General features: G+C 64.0%; 16 protein-coding genes. 4 read left to right on the top strand and 12 right to left on the bottom strand.

Annotated elements, in window-relative coordinates; genetic code table 11:
• The first annotated feature begins 33 nt into the window (after nt 1-33).
• Both EL335_RS10820 and EL335_RS10815 read left to right on the top strand, forming a co-directional pair.
• A complete protein-coding gene (locus EL335_RS10820) occupies nt 34-1,422 on the top strand; it encodes an OmpP1/FadL family transporter (protein WP_126446822.1) in 1,389 nt (462 codons plus the stop codon).
• A 76-nt stretch (nt 1,423-1,498) separates the two neighbouring features.
• Nucleotides 1,499-2,386, top strand: a complete 888-nt coding sequence (locus tag EL335_RS10815) for a hypothetical protein (RefSeq protein WP_126446820.1) — start codon at nt 1,499-1,501, stop codon at nt 2,384-2,386.
• A 3-nt stretch (nt 2,387-2,389) separates the two neighbouring features.
• On the opposite strand, the gene EL335_RS10810 is transcribed toward EL335_RS10815, so the two are convergent.
• The 8 genes from EL335_RS10810 to EL335_RS10775 all read right to left on the bottom strand — a co-directional run bounded on the left by EL335_RS10810 (nt 2,390) and on the right by EL335_RS10775 (nt 12,002).
• Entirely contained in the window at nt 2,390-3,313 is a 924-nt protein-coding gene (locus EL335_RS10810) for a lysylphosphatidylglycerol synthase transmembrane domain-containing protein (RefSeq protein ID WP_126446818.1), read from the bottom strand.
• Nucleotides 3,314-3,569: 256 nt separating this feature from the next.
• Nucleotides 3,570-4,523, bottom strand: coding sequence for a glycosyltransferase family 2 protein (locus EL335_RS10805; RefSeq protein WP_126446816.1), 954 nt, complete (start codon nt 4,521-4,523; stop codon nt 3,570-3,572).
• Nucleotides 4,520-5,350 (bottom strand): phosphatase PAP2 family protein, encoded by an 831-nt coding sequence (locus EL335_RS10800; RefSeq protein WP_126446814.1) that lies wholly within the window; start codon nt 5,348-5,350, stop codon nt 4,520-4,522. The genes EL335_RS10805 and EL335_RS10800 overlap by 4 nt, the downstream gene beginning before the upstream one ends.
• Nucleotides 5,347-6,882 (bottom strand): ArnT family glycosyltransferase, encoded by a 1,536-nt coding sequence (locus EL335_RS10795; protein ID WP_126446812.1) that lies wholly within the window; start codon nt 6,880-6,882, stop codon nt 5,347-5,349. The genes EL335_RS10800 and EL335_RS10795 overlap by 4 nt, the downstream gene beginning before the upstream one ends.
• On the bottom strand, nt 6,879-9,674 hold the full coding sequence (locus tag EL335_RS10790; RefSeq protein ID WP_126446811.1) for a valine--tRNA ligase: 2,796 nt from the start codon (nt 9,672-9,674) through the stop codon (nt 6,879-6,881). The genes EL335_RS10795 and EL335_RS10790 overlap by 4 nt, the downstream gene beginning before the upstream one ends.
• Nucleotides 9,649-10,011: a hypothetical protein gene (locus EL335_RS10785; protein WP_126446809.1), complete on the bottom strand. Its 363-nt coding sequence runs from the start codon at nt 10,009-10,011 to the stop codon at nt 9,649-9,651. The genes EL335_RS10790 and EL335_RS10785 overlap by 26 nt, the downstream gene beginning before the upstream one ends.
• The gene (locus EL335_RS10780) at nt 9,990-10,457 is read right to left on the bottom strand and encodes a DNA polymerase III subunit chi (RefSeq protein WP_126446807.1); all 468 of its coding nucleotides are present in this window, start codon (nt 10,455-10,457) and stop codon (nt 9,990-9,992) included. Before EL335_RS10780 ends, EL335_RS10785 begins: the two co-directional genes overlap by 22 nt.
• Before the next feature lie 3 nt (nt 10,458-10,460).
• Entirely contained in the window at nt 10,461-12,002 is a 1,542-nt protein-coding gene (locus EL335_RS10775; protein ID WP_172600087.1) for a leucyl aminopeptidase, read from the bottom strand.
• A gap of 83 nt (nt 12,003-12,085) precedes the next feature.
• On the opposite strand from EL335_RS10775, the gene lptF reads away from it, so the two are divergent.
• Nucleotides 12,086-13,180 carry an LPS export ABC transporter permease LptF gene (gene lptF, locus EL335_RS10770; RefSeq protein ID WP_126446803.1) on the top strand — a complete coding sequence of 365 codons (1,095 nt, stop codon included), beginning with the start codon at nt 12,086-12,088 and terminating at the stop codon, nt 13,178-13,180.
• A 1-nt stretch (nt 13,181) separates the two neighbouring features.
• Nucleotides 13,182-14,255 (top strand): LPS export ABC transporter permease LptG, encoded by a 1,074-nt coding sequence (lptG, locus tag EL335_RS10765; RefSeq protein WP_126446801.1) that lies wholly within the window; start codon nt 13,182-13,184, stop codon nt 14,253-14,255.
• Here lptG and EL335_RS14360 read toward each other — a convergent pair.
• Genes EL335_RS14360 through EL335_RS10745 form a run of 4 tightly spaced genes read right to left on the bottom strand, consistent with a single transcriptional unit; the run spans nt 14,203 to nt 16,266 of the window.
• Nucleotides 14,203-14,673: an RDD family protein gene (locus tag EL335_RS14360; protein ID WP_172599971.1), complete on the bottom strand. Its 471-nt coding sequence runs from the start codon at nt 14,671-14,673 to the stop codon at nt 14,203-14,205. The genes lptG and EL335_RS14360 overlap by 53 nt on opposite strands.
• The gene (locus EL335_RS10755; protein WP_126446797.1) at nt 14,670-15,347 is read right to left on the bottom strand and encodes a DUF3106 domain-containing protein; all 678 of its coding nucleotides are present in this window, start codon (nt 15,345-15,347) and stop codon (nt 14,670-14,672) included. Before EL335_RS10755 ends, EL335_RS14360 begins: the two co-directional genes overlap by 4 nt.
• Nucleotides 15,314-15,706 carry a DUF3619 family protein gene (locus EL335_RS10750; RefSeq protein WP_172600086.1) on the bottom strand — a complete coding sequence of 131 codons (393 nt, stop codon included), beginning with the start codon at nt 15,704-15,706 and terminating at the stop codon, nt 15,314-15,316. Before EL335_RS10750 ends, EL335_RS10755 begins: the two co-directional genes overlap by 34 nt.
• The gene (locus EL335_RS10745) at nt 15,703-16,266 is read right to left on the bottom strand and encodes an RNA polymerase sigma factor (RefSeq protein ID WP_126446793.1); all 564 of its coding nucleotides are present in this window, start codon (nt 16,264-16,266) and stop codon (nt 15,703-15,705) included. Before EL335_RS10745 ends, EL335_RS10750 begins: the two co-directional genes overlap by 4 nt.
• Between the last annotated feature and the right edge of the window lies 1 nt (nt 16,267).

The following is a 16,267-nucleotide window of genomic DNA, read 5'->3' as shown; positions in this document are numbered from 1 at the left end:
TTTTCCAACAACAGACCAACCTCGGGGGACTCGATGAAACTCAACAAAATCGCGGCGCTTCTCGCCATCGCGGGCATCTCTGCGCCGGTTTTCGCTACCAACGGGATGAACATGCAAGGCTATGGTGCAGCTGCCACTGCGATGGGCGGGGCATCGATGGCCTACGACAACGGTCCTGGCGCGATGATGAACAATCCGGCCACCCTCGGTCTGATGCCGGAAGGCCGGGGCATCGGCGTGGCGCTGGGCTTCCTCGGCCCCGATGTCAAGTCTTCCGATGTCAAGTCTTCCGTCCCGGCGATGGGCATGCGTGCCGATTCCGGCGGTGACGGTTACTGGATGCCGGCGTTCGGTTTCATCCAGAAAAGCGGCAAGCTGGCCTTTGGCGTCGGCGTCTATGCCCAAGGCGGCATGGGTACCGAATACTCGGCCAATTCCTTCCTGGCGATGGGCACGGGGCAGGACGTGCGCTCCGAAGTCGGCGTCGGCCGCGTGATCTTTCCGCTGGCTTACAACGTCAGCGATGCTTTGACCGTCGGCGGCTCGCTCGACTGGGTGTGGATGACGATGGACATGAAGATGGCCGCAGGTACTGGCGACTTCATGGCCATGACCACGAGTATGACTCCTGGGTTGTTAGGTGCGATGGGCATGGGTGCCAATACCTTCCGCCTCGATTTCTCCGACAACAACGATTTCAACGGCCAGGCGAAAGGCAATGGCTGGGCGGCGAAGCTCGGTTTCGTCTATAAGCTCAGCCCGCAGCTGTCGATTGGTGGTACCTACCACACGAAGACCGATATCGGCAACATGGAAACCGATGGGGGCAAGGCATCCTTCTCTGCCTATGACGTCAGCGGGGGGGGGGGGCTCCTCGGCACGATGGTGGGCAAGGTCACGATCCACGACTTCAACTGGCCGGAAACCTATGGCTTGGGCCTCGCTTGGCAGCCGAATGATCGCTGGCTCGTCGCGGCCGATTACAAGCGCCTGAACTGGTCGAAGGTGATGAAGGATTTCCGCGTCACTTACAGCACCGGCGCACTCGGTAGCGCTGATTCCGCCGACATGAAGATCAGCCAGAACTGGGAGGATCAAGACGTCTTCATGATCGGCGCGGCCTATCGCTACAATGACGCGCTGACGCTGCGCTTCGGCGGCAGTTTCGCGAAGAACCCGGTGCCGGACAGCCGCGTACATCCGCTGTTCCCCGCGATCATCGAGGATCACTACACCTTCGGTCTCGGTTACATGTTCAGCAAGCAAAGCGTGATCGATTTCGCGCTCACCTATGCGCCGAAAGTCACCGTCACCGGCACGCAGGCAACCGGCGCACCGGGCAGTGGTATCGGCGGCAACCAGGGCATCCAGATCAGCCATTCGCAGCTCAACTGGGTATTGCAATACGGCTATCGCTTCTGATCACCCGCTTTCACCCTTCACAGGCCGGCATCGCCGGCCTTTTTTACAACCACAAAATGACATTCCCGGAGGAGACATGAAGAAAATCGTTTTCGGCGCACTGCTTGCGCTTTTTTCGCTGTTCGCCCACGCGCTGCAGCCGTATTTCTACGGCGATAAGGTGCCGGGGGGCGATTTGAAGACCGCGATGGCGGCGGCGGAACAGAAACTCGCTGCGGCGGGCTTCGCGGTGATCGGCCGCCATACGCCGCCGGGCATCCCCGGGCATGGCACGCTCGTCGTCACCGAGCCGGGCTTGACGGCGGCGCTGACCGGCATCGGCGGCAAGGCGATCGTCGGCGTGCCGATCCGCGTCGGGGTGAAAGCCGACGGCACGGTGTCTTACCTGAATCTCGAATACTGGCAGCGCGCCTTCCTGCGCAACGACTACGGCAAGGCGGAAGGCGCAGTGAAGGCGGCAGCGGGCAAGCTCGCGCAGGCGCTCGGCAGCGGCAAGCCGTTCGGCGGCGAGGTCAAGGCCGAAGATTTGCCCGGCTACCGCTACATGGCCGGCATGGAGCGTTTCGACGACAAGAGCGAATTGAAAACCTATCCCGGCGGGTTTGACGAGGCGGTGAAGACGATCCGCGACAATCTGGCCAAGAATGTCGCCAAGACCGCGAAGGTCTATGAGCTCGTGCTCCCGGACAAGAAGCTTGCAGTGTTCGGCGTGGCGACCAACGATCCCGAAGACGGCGAAGGCTGGTGGGTCAATAAGATAGGCAGCGAGCACATCGCCGCGTTGCCGTGGGAGATCTTCGTCGTCGACAACAAGGCCTATGCGCTGTTCGCCCGTTACCGCACCGCGCTGGCCTGGCCGGATCTGGGCATGTTCCAGTTCATGAAGATCGGCTCGCACCCGGACAGCAACCAGGGCATGATGGCCAAGGTGGCGGGTGGGGCTTATGAGGGCAAGACCCAGTAGAATCTATTTCCCGCGGTCGAACAGGAACAGCGGCGCCCACAGCGCACCTTGCAGCGTGACGGCGAGGCCGGCGAGCAGGGCGCCGGCGACGGCGGCTTCGACCGGCAGACCGGCCGCCGCCCAGTAGGCGGCCAGCGCCGCCTCACGCGTACCATAACCGCCGACCGAGACCGGCAATGCGGTGGCGAAAAACACCGGCGCGGCGACGGCGCACAGATAGAGCGGCGGCGCATCGGCACCGATCGCGGCCAGCGCCGCCATCAGCGCAGCGATCGTCGCCAGTTGGACGATCAGCGACGAAACGAAGGTGATCTGCGCCAGACGTGCCGTCTCCGACAATAGACGCAATAGGCGTGCCGGTAGCCGGTGCGGATCGAGCGGCAGCGCAGCCCCAAGCGCGCGGGCGGCAAAGGGCGCGAGCACGGCGGCGAGCAGCGCCGACAGGTGCGCAAGCTTCGTCGAGAGGCCGACGGTTGCGCCCGGCAGCACGAGCAAGGCCAGCCAGGCCAGCCAGGAGATCACGAACAGCGCCCACAGACCCGAGAGACGGTCGAGCGCGACCGAGGCGGCGGCTTTCAACATCGGATTGCCGAGCTTCTGCAACGCGATCGCACGGTAGGCGTCGCCGCCGAGGGTGGCGCCCGGTAGCAGCGTGTTCAGCGTGACGCCCTTGCCATAGGCGGGCAGCAGCGCGCCTGCCGAGGCAAAAAGCCCGAGATGGCGGGCGATGATCAGCCAGCGCCAGGCCGAGACGATGTTGGCGAGGATGCCGAGCAGCACGGCAAGCCCAAACCAGCGTAAATCGGCGCGGCCGAGACGGCTCAGGAGCCCTTGGCCATCGATCAACCAAAAGATCCCGCCGAGCAGGGCGATGGATACCGCCAGACGCAGCAGCAGCTTGGCCAAACGCTTCGCGCGGTCGATCATCCTAAAAACCCCAGTTGACCGCTCCTGAAGGCAAAAAATGCCTGAGAAGATCGAAAGATGTCTCACTGATTCCGCTCACCGGAGAGGTGAGCCCGCTACGCACCCCCTGGCACGCGCCGACGGGCGCCTGGCTTTGTTGCTCCTCCTTGCAGGCATGAGCCTGCGGCCTCAATGCGTCGCGCCATCCGCCCGCCGGCACGCACCATCGGGCGCGTCCAACTGAGGTTTTTAGGATCATGCGACGCTCACGCGCGGCTCACGGCGCGGGCGGACGTGGCGTGTCGCGGACGAGATATTGTGCGCGTCCGGCCGGCTCGTGATAGATGCGCACCATGATTTCGCCGAGCAGCCCCATGCCGACGAGCTGCACGCCCATGAGCAGCAGGATCGCGCCAAAAAGCAGCAAGGGGCGGCCGCCGATCGATTCTCCGCCGAGCTTGAGCGCTGCGAGATAAGCGAGGATCGCGGCGCCCGGCAGGGCGAGCGCGATGCCGATGCCACCGAAGAACTGGATCGGCCGCTGCAGATAGCGCGACATGAACTGCACCAGCAGCAAATCGAGGATCACGCGCAAGGTGCGGTCGATGCCGTATTTGGATCTGCCGCGGGTGCGTGGATGGTGGCTGACGACGACTTCCTTGACGCGCGCGCCGAATTGCGCCGCCAAGGCCGGGACGAAGCGGTGCAGTTCGCCATACAAGCGCACGTTGGCGAGCGCCGCGCGTCGATAGACCTTCAGCGAACAGCCGTAGTCGTGCAGATGCACGCCGGTGACCTTCGAGATCAAGCCATTGGCGATGCGCGAGGGCAGCTTGCGTTTGATCGCCGCATCCTGGCGCGTTTTACGCCAGCCGGAGAGGATGTCGACCTCGGGTTCCGCGTCGAGCATCTGCAGCAGGCGCGGAATGTCGGCCGGGTCGTTTTGCAGGTCGCCGTCGAGCGTGACGATGACCTCGCCGCGCGCTGCATCGAAGCCGGCCTGCATCGCGGTGGATTGGCCGTAGTTCTTCGCAAGAAAAATCGGCTTGAGCCAGGGACGCGTCGCAGCGAGCTCGGCGAGCCGCTGCCCGCTGCCATCCTTCGAGCCGTCATCGACGAGCAGCGCCTCGAAATCCAGGCCGGCAAGCGCGGTTTCGAGACGGGTGACGAGCTCGTCGAGGTTCTCGATCTCGTTGTAGATGGGAATGACGACGGAGACGGCGGGACTCATGGCAGACGACGCTGAGTGAAGAGCGAGAGGGCGAATAGTAGCAACGCGCCGCTGGCGACGGTGCGTTCCAGCCAGCGCGCGCTGGCGTAGCCGCTGTCGAAGCCCGTCAGCAGCCACAACGTGCCGCCGCAGAACAACGCCAGTGTCAGCCAGTGGAGGAAACGCGCGCGGCAGCGCCGGCAGCAGGCGGAAAGATGCAGGCCGAGAAAGCCCGAAGCCCAGCCGAGCGCGGCGCCGACCAAGACGTCCGTCGGCCAGTGCGCACCGACGGCGAGCCGGGAGAGGGCGATCAGGCAGGCCAAGCCGATCATGGGCAGCCAGGCGCGTAAGCCGAGCGTGTGGCCGCCGACGAGCGCGGCGACCGCGAACGCCGCGGTGGTATGGCCGGAAGGCATCGCGCGGGCGGATAAGCGCGGGCCGATGACGTGGAACAGCGCGGGGTCGAGGGCGGCTGCCGGGCGCGGCATCGCCAGCCCGTATTTCAGCAGATGGCTGGCGAGTGATGCGATCAGCACGGTGATCAAGGCGGCAGCCGCAGCATCGGGCCGGCGTGCGACGAGCGGCAGCAGGATCGCGAAGGCCGGCAGCGTGTCGCCCAGCGCGGTGATACCAGCCCAGAAGTCGTCGGGCAGCGCGCGCGCAGCGGCATTGATGGCGAGAAACGACGGCACGATCGTAGCCGTGAGCGTCAACCACGCCGCCGCGAAAAGCGCCAAAAGCGGCAGTGCCCAGACGCGCGAGTCGGATAGTCGGCCAGGGAGCGGGCCGGCGGGCATTTCACGCCAGTGGTGCAGCGCGACGATGGCTGTATCGAAGCAGGTGCTCATGGGAGGATTCTCGCCAGCGCGACGCTCTTGCTGCGATAGAGCATCGTGTGCGGCGGTAGTTGATCGAGCCGATCGCTGCGCGTGAGCACGACATCGCCAGCGCGCGGTGCGCGCCGTTCGACCACGCGGCCGGCATAGACGCCGAAGCTCGGCGTGTTGATGTCCGCCATCACCAGCGGTGCGTCGATGTCGCGCGCGATCAGCCCGGCCTGCTTGATCGGCTGTTGCAGCACGCCGCCGAGCGCCGGCAGAAATACCAGGGCAAGACACAGCACCGCGATGAGGCCGCACGCGGCGAGCTTGAGCGGCACCGCGGCGCGCCGATCGATCATCATCACGGCGACGAGCAGCGTCGCAGCCAGCAGCGGCAGGCGGTAGGCCAGATCGAAATGCGCATCGAGATCGACGAGCATCGTCTGGTAATAGGGATTGGCGCGTGGATGCAGCGCTTCGAGCAGGTCGGGCACGAACAGCGCGCTAACGAACATCACGAGGGCAGGCAGCAGCAGCCAGGGCGAGCGGGTGGATCGCAATTCCCGGCCGAGCAGCACGAACAGCGCCGCGCTGCCATAGAGCAGATAGTGCGGCAGCTTGTTGGCCGAGAGCGAAAAAAGCGCGAACACCAGCGTGAAGTTGATGATCGCATAGCGGGCGAAATCGTCTTGCCACAGGCGGCGCCAACGGGCGATGACGGCGAGCAGCAGGCCGGTGTAGGGCAAGGTCACCAGTAATGCCACCGGGAAGTAGTAGAACAGGCCGTAGGCGTGATAACTGCCCATCGCGCCGGAAAAGCGGCCGACGTTGTGGCGCAGGAAAAAGTTCTCGACGAAGCCCGGCCCATTCGTCCAGGTGACGGCGAGATACCAGGGCAGGGCGATGGCCGCCCACAAAAGCAGCGCGCGGCCGCGCGTGACGAAAACGATGAAATCACCCAGGCGTCTGGTCGTCAAACAATGCAGGAACAGCGTGCCAAGCGGCAACAGGAGCGCGACCGGGCCCTTGGCGAGGAAGCCAAAGCCCATTGCGGCCCAGGCGAGGTAAAGGTCGCGCGTTTTTCCCTCGCGCAGCCACAGATATTGTGCAAAGACCGCGGCGGCAAGACAGGCGTCGAGCAGTGCATCGGCGATCGCCAGCCGGGCGATCAGCGCCGGGCCCATCGCCGTCGCGGTCACCAGCGCGCAATGACGGGCCGTCCGGGCATCGAACAGCCGGCGCGCGAAACCAAAGGCGAAGAGCGTCCAGGCCAATCCCATCAGCGCGGAGGGCAGCCGCAGCGCGAATTCGGAAAACCCGAACAGCGCCGCGGACGCCGCCTGCAGCCAGTAGATCAGGATCGGCTTGTCGTAGCGCGGCACGCCGTTCAGATAAGTGGCGAGGAAATCGCCGCGCGCGAACATCTCCTGCGTCGCCGCGGTGAAGGCGCCTTCGTCGAGGTCGATCAGCGGGGTAGCCGACAGGCCGATGAAGAAGCTCAGGCAGACTGCCCAGAACAACAGCCAGTCGGCCCGCAGCGGGCCTGCGTCGAACCTCATGCCGGCAGGCGCGCGCGCTGGCTGCGGACTTTCTCCAGCGTGGCCAAAAAGCCCGTCAGCCGCTCACGCTCCTGCGCCACTACCGTGGCCGGCGCGCGTTCGATGAAGGAGGGCGTCGCGAGTTTCTTCTCGCATTTGGTGATTTCGGCTTCAAGGCGCGCGATCTCCTTGTCGAGCCGCGCCTTCTCGGCTGCGACGTCGATCTCGATCTCGATCATCAGGTGGAAATCGCCGACGAGTTGCACCGGGGCTTCGGAATCCGGCAGCGTCTGGACCGCCTTCACCGCGGAGAGCTTGGCCAGCTGAGCGAGATAGGGCGCGTAGGCGGCAAGCCGTGCCGTGTCGCCAGCGCCGATCAAGGGCACTTTCTGCGCCGGCGAGAGGTTCATTTCGCCGCGCAGGCTGCGGCAGGAGGAAACCAGGGCTTTCAGCGTCGCCATCCAGTCCTCTGCGACCGTGTCGATTTTGCTTTCGTCGGCTTGCGGGTAAGGCGCGAGCATGATCGTCTCGCCCGGTTTGCCGGCCAATGGGGCGACGTGCTGCCACAGCTCCTCGGTGATGAATGGGATGAGCGGGTGGACAAGGCGCAGCACGGTTTCCAGCACGCGCACCAGCGTCCTGCGCGTGGCGCGCTGCTGTGCCTCAATGCCATTGGCCAGCTGCACCTTGGCAATTTCGAGATACCAGTCGCAGTATTCGTCCCAGATGAATTCATAGAGCGTCTTCGCCAGGAGGTCGAAGCGGTAGTCGGCGAAATGTTTGGCAACCTCGGTGGCTACGCGCTGCAAGAGACTTTCGATCCAGCGGTCGGCAGGGGAGAAGTCGAGCGGCAGCGTCGCATCGCTGCCGACATCCTTGCCTGCGCAGTTCATCAGGGTAAAGCGCGTCGCGTTCCACAGCTTGTTGCAGAAGTTGCGGTAGCCCTCGCAGCGCTGCATGTCGAACTTGATGTCGCGGCCGGGACTGGCGAGCGACAGGAAGGTGAAGCGCAGCGCATCGGCGCCGAAGGCCGGGATGCCGTGCGGATATTCCTTGCGCGTGCGCGCTTCGATCGCTGCGGCCTGCTTCGGGTTCATCAGACCGGTGGTGCGCTTCTTGACGAGACTTTCCAGATCGATGCCGTCGACGAGATCGATCGGATCGAGCACGTTGCCCTTGCTCTTGCTCATCTTCTGGCCTTCGGCGTCGCGGATCAGACCATGCACATAGACGTGGCGGAACGGGATCTTGCCGGTGATGTGCTTGGTCATCATCACCATCCGCGCGACCCAGAAGAAGATGATGTCGAAGCCGGTGACCAGCACCGACGAGGGTAGATACAGGTCGAGCGCCGGGTTCGACTTGGCCGGATACTCGGGCGTCCAGTCGAGCGTCGAGAACGGCCACAAGGCCGATGAATACCAGGTATCGAGCACGTCCGGATCGCGCGTCAGTCCGCCGTCGTAACCGTCGGCGCGGGCGAGCCGGTAGGCTTCATTCTCGTCGTGCGCGACCCAGATGCGGCCATCGTCGCCATACCAGGCGGGAATCTGATGGCCCCACCACAGCTGACGGGAGATGCACCAGTCCTGGATGTTGGTCAGCCACTGGTTGTAGGTATTGACCCAGTTTTCGGGAAAGAATTTGATCTCGCCCGAGGCGACGCATTCGAGCGCTTTCTGCGCGATGCTCTTGCCATCCGCAGTGGGCTTCGTCATCGCGACGAACCACTGGTCGGTGAGCATCGGCTCGATCACCGCGCCGGTGCGATCGCCTCTGGGCACCATCAGCTTGTGGGCTTTCACCGAGACCAAGAGCCCCTGCGCTGCCAGATCGGCGACGATTTTTTGCCTTGCCTCGTAACGATCCAGGCCGCGGTATTCCTCCGGGCCGTGCTCGTTGATGCGCGCATCGAGAGTGAAGATGTTGATCGGCGTCAGGCCGTGCCGGTGGCCGACCTGCCAGTCGTTGAAGTCGTGCGCCGGCGTGATCTTCACGCAGCCGGTGCCGAATTCGCGGTCGACGTAAGTGTCGGCGATGATCGGGATCGTCCGGCCGGTGAGCGGCAGATGGACATGCTTGCCGACGAGATGCCGATAGCGCTCGTCCTCGGGATGCACGGCGACGGCGACGTCGCCGAGCAGGGTTTCCGGTCGCGTCGTGGCGACGATGAGCGCCCCTTCGCCCGCGACGAACGGGTAACGTATCTCCCACATGAAGCCGTCTTCTTCTGCGCTGACGACTTCGAGATCGGAGACCGCGGTGAGCAGTTTGGGATCCCAGTTGACGAGCCTTTTCCCGCGATAGATCAGCCCTTCGCGATACAGCCGCACGAAGGTTTCCGTGACGATCTTGGACAGCCCCGCATCCATCGTGAAGCGTTCGCGGCTCCAATCGCACGAGGCGCCCAGACGCCGCATCTGCTGCGTGATCGTGCCGCCGGAATAGGCCTTCCATTCCCAGACCTTTTCGAGGAACTTCTCGCGGCCCAGCTCGTGGCGCGAAATGCCCTGCGCCTCGAGCTGGCGCTCGACGACGATTTGTGTCGCGATGCCGGCATGGTCGGTACCTGGCTGCCAGAGGGTGTTGGCGCCGCGCATGCGGTGATAGCGCACCAGACAGTCCATGATCGACTGGTTGAATCCATGCCCCATGTGCAGCGTGCCGGTGACGTTCGGCGGCGGCAGCAGGATGCAGAAATTGTCCTGCTTCGCTGGGTCGAGGCCGGCGGCGAAGTAGCCGCGCGACTCCCAGAGCGGATACCAGCGGCGTTCGATGCCGGCGGGTTCAAAGCTTTTGGCGAGTGATTCCATGTTTCAGGGTTTCGAGCAGATTCGGTAACAGGGTTTGGCGGGCGTCGGCTTCCAGCGCGGCGAAAAGTTGCGGGGTGGCTGCGGCGAGCGCGGTCGGCAACGCGGCTTCGAGCCAGGCGCTCAGTGCGGCTTCCAGTTCGCCTTGTACCGACCCAAGCCAGGAGGCGTCCAATACTTTGCTCGCGGCGTCTGAGACCACCTCCGTCAGCAGCGGCAGGGTCTCGTCCTCTTCCGGCGTCGGCTCGGCGGGCGGCGGACTCGGCGGCCGGGCGACGTAGCTGCGGTAACGATGCATCAGCGCATCGGCCTTGCCGATCAGATCATCATCGGCGCGCATTGCACTCCCCCGGAAATGTCGTGGTTTTCGAGCGCATAGCCGCGGTCGCGATAGAACTTGAACCGGCTGCGTGCCGGCACGCGATCGGCATCGGAAGTCGAGACGACCTCGACCAGATACTCGAAACGCGAGAACGTCGCCGGTAGCTCGTTGCTCAGGTTGACGAGGCAGGTATCCACTGGTGGTTCGTCGAGCCGCCCGGTGATCAGGATCGGGGTCTCGCCGGCGAGCGGCGAGTCAGCGCGGCAGTGCGGCACGAAAGAGAGCGCCGGCTGCGTCCACAACAGGCGATCGAGGCGTTCGGCGTCTTCCTCCGCCGGGGCATAGACGAGCATCGCCGGACCCTTGGCCGGACGGAGGACGCGCTCGAGCCAGGCGCGCTGCAACCAAAGTGCTGCCGCCTGGATGCGGTCGGCGGCACCATGCAGGAAGAAGATGCGCGTCATCGCTTACGGCTGTGCCATCTCGCCAGCGCCGAGTTTGCTTGGCGCGGCGGCACCGGCCTTCGCGGCTCTGTCGAGCAGGAAATGGCTGAGCAGCGGCACCGGCCGGCCAGTCGAACCCTTTTCCTTGCCGGTTTTGTAAGCGGTGCCGGCAATGTCCAGATGCGCCCAGTCGTATTTCTTCGCAAAGCGCGACAGGAAAGCCGCGGCGGTGATCGTACCGGCAGGGCGACCGCCGATGTTGCCGATGTCGGCGAAGTTGCTCTTCAGCTGCTCCTGGTAATCCTCGAAGAGCGGCAACTGCCAGGCGCGGTCCCACGCCGCATTGCCGGCATCGATCAGTTCGCGCGCCAGGCTGTCGTGGTTGGCCAAGAGACCGCTTGCCACATGGCCGAGTGCGATCACGCAGGCGCCGGTGAGGGTGGCGACGTCGATCACGCAGTCGGGCTCGAAGCGCTCGACATAGGTCAGCGCATCGCAGAGGATCAGGCGGCCTTCGGCATCGGTGTTGAGGATTTCGACGGTCTGGCCCGACATCGAAGTGACGATGTCGCCAGGCCGTGTGGCACCACCGCCGGGCATGTTCTCGACGCTGGGCACGACGGCGATGACATTGAGCGGCAGCTTCATCAGCGCCGCGGCCTTGATCGTCGCGAGCACGCTCGCGGCGCCCGACATGTCGAACTTCATCTCGTCCATGTCTTGCGGCGGCTTGAGCGAAATGCCGCCGGTATCGAAGGTGACGCCCTTGCCGACCAGCACGATCGGCTTGTCATTCGCCTTGCCGCCCGGATATTTCAGGATGATGAACTGCGGCGGCTGCTGGGAGCCCTTGGCCACCGCCAGCAGCGCGTGCATGCCAAGCGCTTCCATCTGTTCGCGGCCGAGCACCTCGATCTCCAGTCCGAGCTCGCCGGCCAGGGTTCGCGCCTGCTCGGCGAGATAAGTCGGCGTGCAGACGTTGCCGGGCAAATTGGCGAGGTCCTTCATCGTTTGCATCGCGGCAGCGATCGCCTGCCCTTCGTTCAGCGCCTGCTCGGCGGGACCGAGCTCGGTGCGCCGTTCGACGCAGAAAGTCAGCTTGCGCAACGGGCGGCGCACCTCGTCTTTCTTCGATTTCATCTGGTCGAAGCGGTAGAGCGTCTCTTCGGCGGCCATCACCGCCTGACGCATGCGCCAGGCGACATCGCGTTTTTTGACTGCCAGCTCGGTCAGATACAGCGTGCCGTCGAAACCGCCAGTTTCGTTGAGCGTGCGCACCGCCGTGGCGATCGCGTTGCGGTATTCATTCTCGCGGAATTCGCGCTCCTTGCCCAAACCGACCAGCAAGACCCGATCCGCTTCCGTGCCCGGCACCTTGTGCAAAAGGAGAGTCGTTCCCGCCTTGCCCTCCATGTCGCCGCGGCGCAAAAGTTCGGAAAGATAGCCGCGCGATGCATTGTCGAGCAGTTCGGCTGGCAGGGAAAGTTTACGGGGTTCGAAGACGCCGACGACCACGCAGGCCGTGCGCTGCTTTTCTGGGCTGCCGCTCTTTATGCTAAATTCCACCGCATGCTCCTTGAAATAAGCGAAAGCGCACAGTTTACGCAATTTTCGCGCGCTTGCCGCAGCCATTGGAAAGTGACGGCGCGATGATCTTCCGGCGCGCCGCCCAACGCGAGCTTGCGCAAACCGCCAGCGCGGTATTCGTCGCCCTTTTCGCCATCCTTCTCTCCGTCCAGCTGATCCGTCTGCTCAAAGCCGCCGCAACGGGTGCGACTGCCTCCGAGGCCGTCGCTGCGCTGCTCGGTTTCGGCGCGCTGCAATACCTTCCGGTGGTGCTGTCGTTGACGCTGTTCGTGTCGATTTTGCTCACCCTGTCGAGGGCTTATCGCGATTCGGAAATGGTGATCTGGTTTTCTGCCGGCCTGCCGCTGACGGCTTGGGCAAGACCGGTGCTGCGTTTCGCTTTGCCGGTGGTGCTGGTGATCGCCGTGCTGGCGCTATTGTTGGCCCCCTGGGCGATCGCAAAGCGCTCTGAATTCATGCAACGCATGGATCGGCGCGATGATCTGGCGCGGGTCACGCCGGGGGCGTTCAACGAATCGGCACGCGGCGACCGGGTATTTTTCGTCGAATCGGTTCCGGAGACCGACGGTCAGCCGGATCAGGTCAGGAATATCTTCATCAGTTCGGTGCAGCACGGTCGGCAGGGCGTCGTGGCGGCTGCGCAGGGACATGTCGAGGTCGCGGCAAACGGCGACAAGTTCATCGTCCTCACCCGTGGCCGGCGCTATGAAGGCACCGCCGGGCAAGCGGAATATCGCCTGATGGCCTTCGACCGCTATGCATTGCGCATCGAGGCCGCGGAAGATACGGGCCACAGCGAGAAATCGGCCAGGAGCCTGTCGACCTGGGCGCTGCTTAAGGAGCCCAGCGCCGCCAACCTGGGCGAGCTGGTGTGGCGGATCGGCCAACCTCTGTCGGCGCTGGTGCTGGCCTTGCTGGCGATTCCGCTTTCTTTCGTCAATCCCCGCGCCGGGCGCACGAACAACCTGATCTTCGCCTTGCTGACCTTCATGATTTACAACAATCTGCTCTCGGTCAGTCAGGCCTGGGTGGCGCAAGGGCGCATTTCCTTCGCACTCGGTGCCTGGGCCGTGCATCTACTGATGCTCATCCTGTTGATCGTATTGTTCTGGAAGCGTCTGGCGGTGTTTTCGCCCTGGCGTTTGCTGCGAGGATGAAATGCAGGTCTATGAGCGCCATCTGGCCCGCGAGATCTACGGCGATGTACTGTTGGTAATGGCGGCATTCCTCGCCCTGTTCGCCTTTTTCGATCTGATCCACGAGCTGGAGTCGGTCGGCAAGGGCGGCTACGAGCTCCATCACGCGCTCGCCTTCGTCACGCTGAGCCTGCCGGGGCGGGCCTACGAGATCCTGCCGATCGCGGTGCTGATCGGTACGCTCTACGGCCTGACCTTGTTGGCGCATCATTCGGAAATCACCGTCCTGAGGGCTTCGGGTTTGGCGACCGGCGAGCTGTTGCTGACGCTGGCGAAGATCGGCAGCCTCTTCGTCGTCCTGACGCTGTTGCTAGGTGAGATCGTCGCCCCACAGACCGAGCGTATGGCCCGGCAACTGCAATTGACCGCCAAGAGCAGCGTGGTGGGCCAGGCCTTCCGTTCCGGGCTGTGGGTCAAGGATGGCCGTTCGTTCATCAATGTCCGCGAGGTATTGCCGGATATCCGTCTGCGCGGCATCCGCATCTATTCCTTCGATGACGAATTTCGCCTGCGCTCGATCAGCGAGGCCGAGGAGGGCAGCTATCTGCCTTCGGGGCAGTGGCGTCTGGACAATGTCGCACAGACCCTCTTCGAGGACGAGAAAGCCAGCGTGGTGCGGCAGCCCACGGTTGATTGGCAATCCGCGCTCAACCCCGATATTCTCGCCGTGCTGCTCGTCCAGGCGGATCGTATGTCGCTCGTCAATCTCTACCAGTACATCCGCCATTTGAGCGAGAACCGGCAAAAAACCGAACGCTATGAGATCGCGCTGTGGAAGAAGCTGGTCTATCCCCTGGCCGCGCTGGTGATGATGGCGCTCGCCGTGCCGTTCGCGTACATCCACGAGCGGACCGTGGCTGTGAGCGCGAAGGTGTTCGCCGGGGTGATGCTGGGCATCGTCTTTTACATGCTCAATGGTCTGTTTTCGCACCTGGGCATCATCAATCACTGGACGCCCTGGGTCGCCGCGGTGGCGCCGAGCGTCATGTTCCTGCTGGCGGCGGCGGCGCTGCTGTGGTGGGTGGAACGAAGATGATGCGCGTGCCCGCCAGCCGATCGTGCAGGAATTGCCGGTCACGGTCGAAAAACGCCCACAGCAGTCCCGCGCCGTAAAACAGCACGCTGGGCCAGCTCAGGATCTGACGCAGCAACAGCTGGCCCAAGGAGGGCGCAGCGCCGTCGATGCCGACCAGGCGCAGCCGCCAGGTCTTCATTGCCAGTGTCTGGCCGCCATGCCGCCATTGCCAGAGGAAATAGGTAGCGACGACAAGGACGAGGTGGGCAATCAGGAACAGCCCCGGCGCGACGATGCCGAAGGCCATGCCGAGAATGATCTGCGGCAACAAGAAGGCGACGAGCAGCGCGCCGGCGAGCAGCAGGGTTTCGTAAAACAAGCTGGCCAAGCGGCGCCGCAGGCTGGCGAGCGCGAACGGAGATGGTGAGGCTGTGTTCACTCGCTGACTTCGCTGTCGACCGCTGCGCCATCGGGTGGGGTGGTCGCCAAACCGGTGTCCTCGGCCGGCGGCTTCGGTACGGGCTGCAACGGCGTGGTGGCGTTGGGCCGCAGCGGATTCTTGGGCGGCTTGATCGGTGAAATCGGCGAGTTGGGTGCGGCGACGCGCGGCGTGGCGACGCGCGCCTGTGGTTTCGGCGCCGATGCAGGCGGTTTTTTGGGCGTCTTGACCTTGGGAGCGGCCGGCACTTTGTGGCGCAGAGCTTCCTTCTCCTGTTCGCTGAGCGCCGAATACTCCTGCCATTTCTGTTTGATCGCCTCGCGTTCCTCCGGGTCGATACGCAGCAGGGATTTGTATTTCTCCCGGGCGATGCGACGTTCTTCGGGGGCAAGACGTGCCCATTCGCGCATGTTACGCTGGATGCTTTCCTGCTCGGCGGGCGACATGGACGGGAAACGCTGAGCGATGCCGATCCATTTTTTGCGGCGAAAGGCGTCCATTTCCCCCCATTCCTTTGCCAGGGGAGCGAGGATCGCGCGCTGCTCGGGGGTGAGCTGGAACCATTCGGGCTGTTCGAAACGGGGTAACGCGGCATGGACGCCGCCGCCGGCCAGAAGACCGACCACCAGAAGCAGCCGGATCAGTCCCCGGAGGCCGAATCTTGTTCGAGCCATGCCTGAAAGCCTTTGTCCAGGTAAGCGTGGGGCGGCAGGTCGTCGGCGAGCAGGGCGCTATCGATTTCCTCGTTTTCGCTGGCCTGGTTGTAGCCGTTCCAGACATAGGCCAGGCCGACGCCGATCAACAGCGCGAGCATCGCGAGCCAAATGCGCAGCGGGTGCCTCCCCTCATTGCCATCCATGAGCGCCGTGCCGTCAGCGCCGACCAGCACGGTCTTGGGGACGAGGACGCGTTGACGCTGCAAGGCGCGCTCGCGGGCGGCGCGCAGACGCTCGACGATCTCGTGGTCGAGATTCTGCGTCTCACGGTCGAGGACACGACAAACTTGGCGGGCAAACAGTTCTTCCTGGTTCATGGTCTGATTCCTTTGGCCTGTAACGCAGCCGCCAAGGCATGGGTGGCGCGCGAACAATGGGTTTTGACGCTGCCTTCCGTGCATCCCATGACGGCAGCGGTCTCGGCGATGTCCAATCCTTCCCAATAACGCAGCAGGAAGGCTTCACGTTGACGGGGCGGCAGGTTTTGCAAGGCTTCCTCCACCAGATTCAGGGTTTCCGTTTGGAGCAGTGCATCGAGCGGCCCGGCAAAGGGGTTGGCATCCGCGTCGGTTTCCAGGGTCTCCAGCGCATCTGCGGGATTTTCTTCATCGCCCTCGAACGCCGACAGCGAAGTGAACCGGTCCGCATGGGTACGGCTGCGCCGGTAATGGTCGCGGATCGCATTTTGCAGGATGCGCTGGAAAAGTGGCGGCAATTCTTCGACCGGTCGATCGCCGTATTTTTCCGCGATGCGCATCATGCAGTCCTGGACGATGTCGAGCGCCACCTCCTCGTCGCGCACGGCGAACAGCGCCTGCTTGTAGGCCCGGCGTTCGACGCTGGCGAGAAAGTTGGAGAGCTCGGCGCGGGAAGCCAAA

The sequence above is a fragment of the Sulfuricystis multivorans genome (assembly GCF_003966565.1).
Lineage (GTDB): Bacteria > Pseudomonadota > Gammaproteobacteria > Burkholderiales > Rhodocyclaceae > Sulfuricystis > Sulfuricystis multivorans.
Note: the sequence above shows the minus strand (reverse complement) of the source record. Positions and strands in the feature narration are given on the sequence as shown.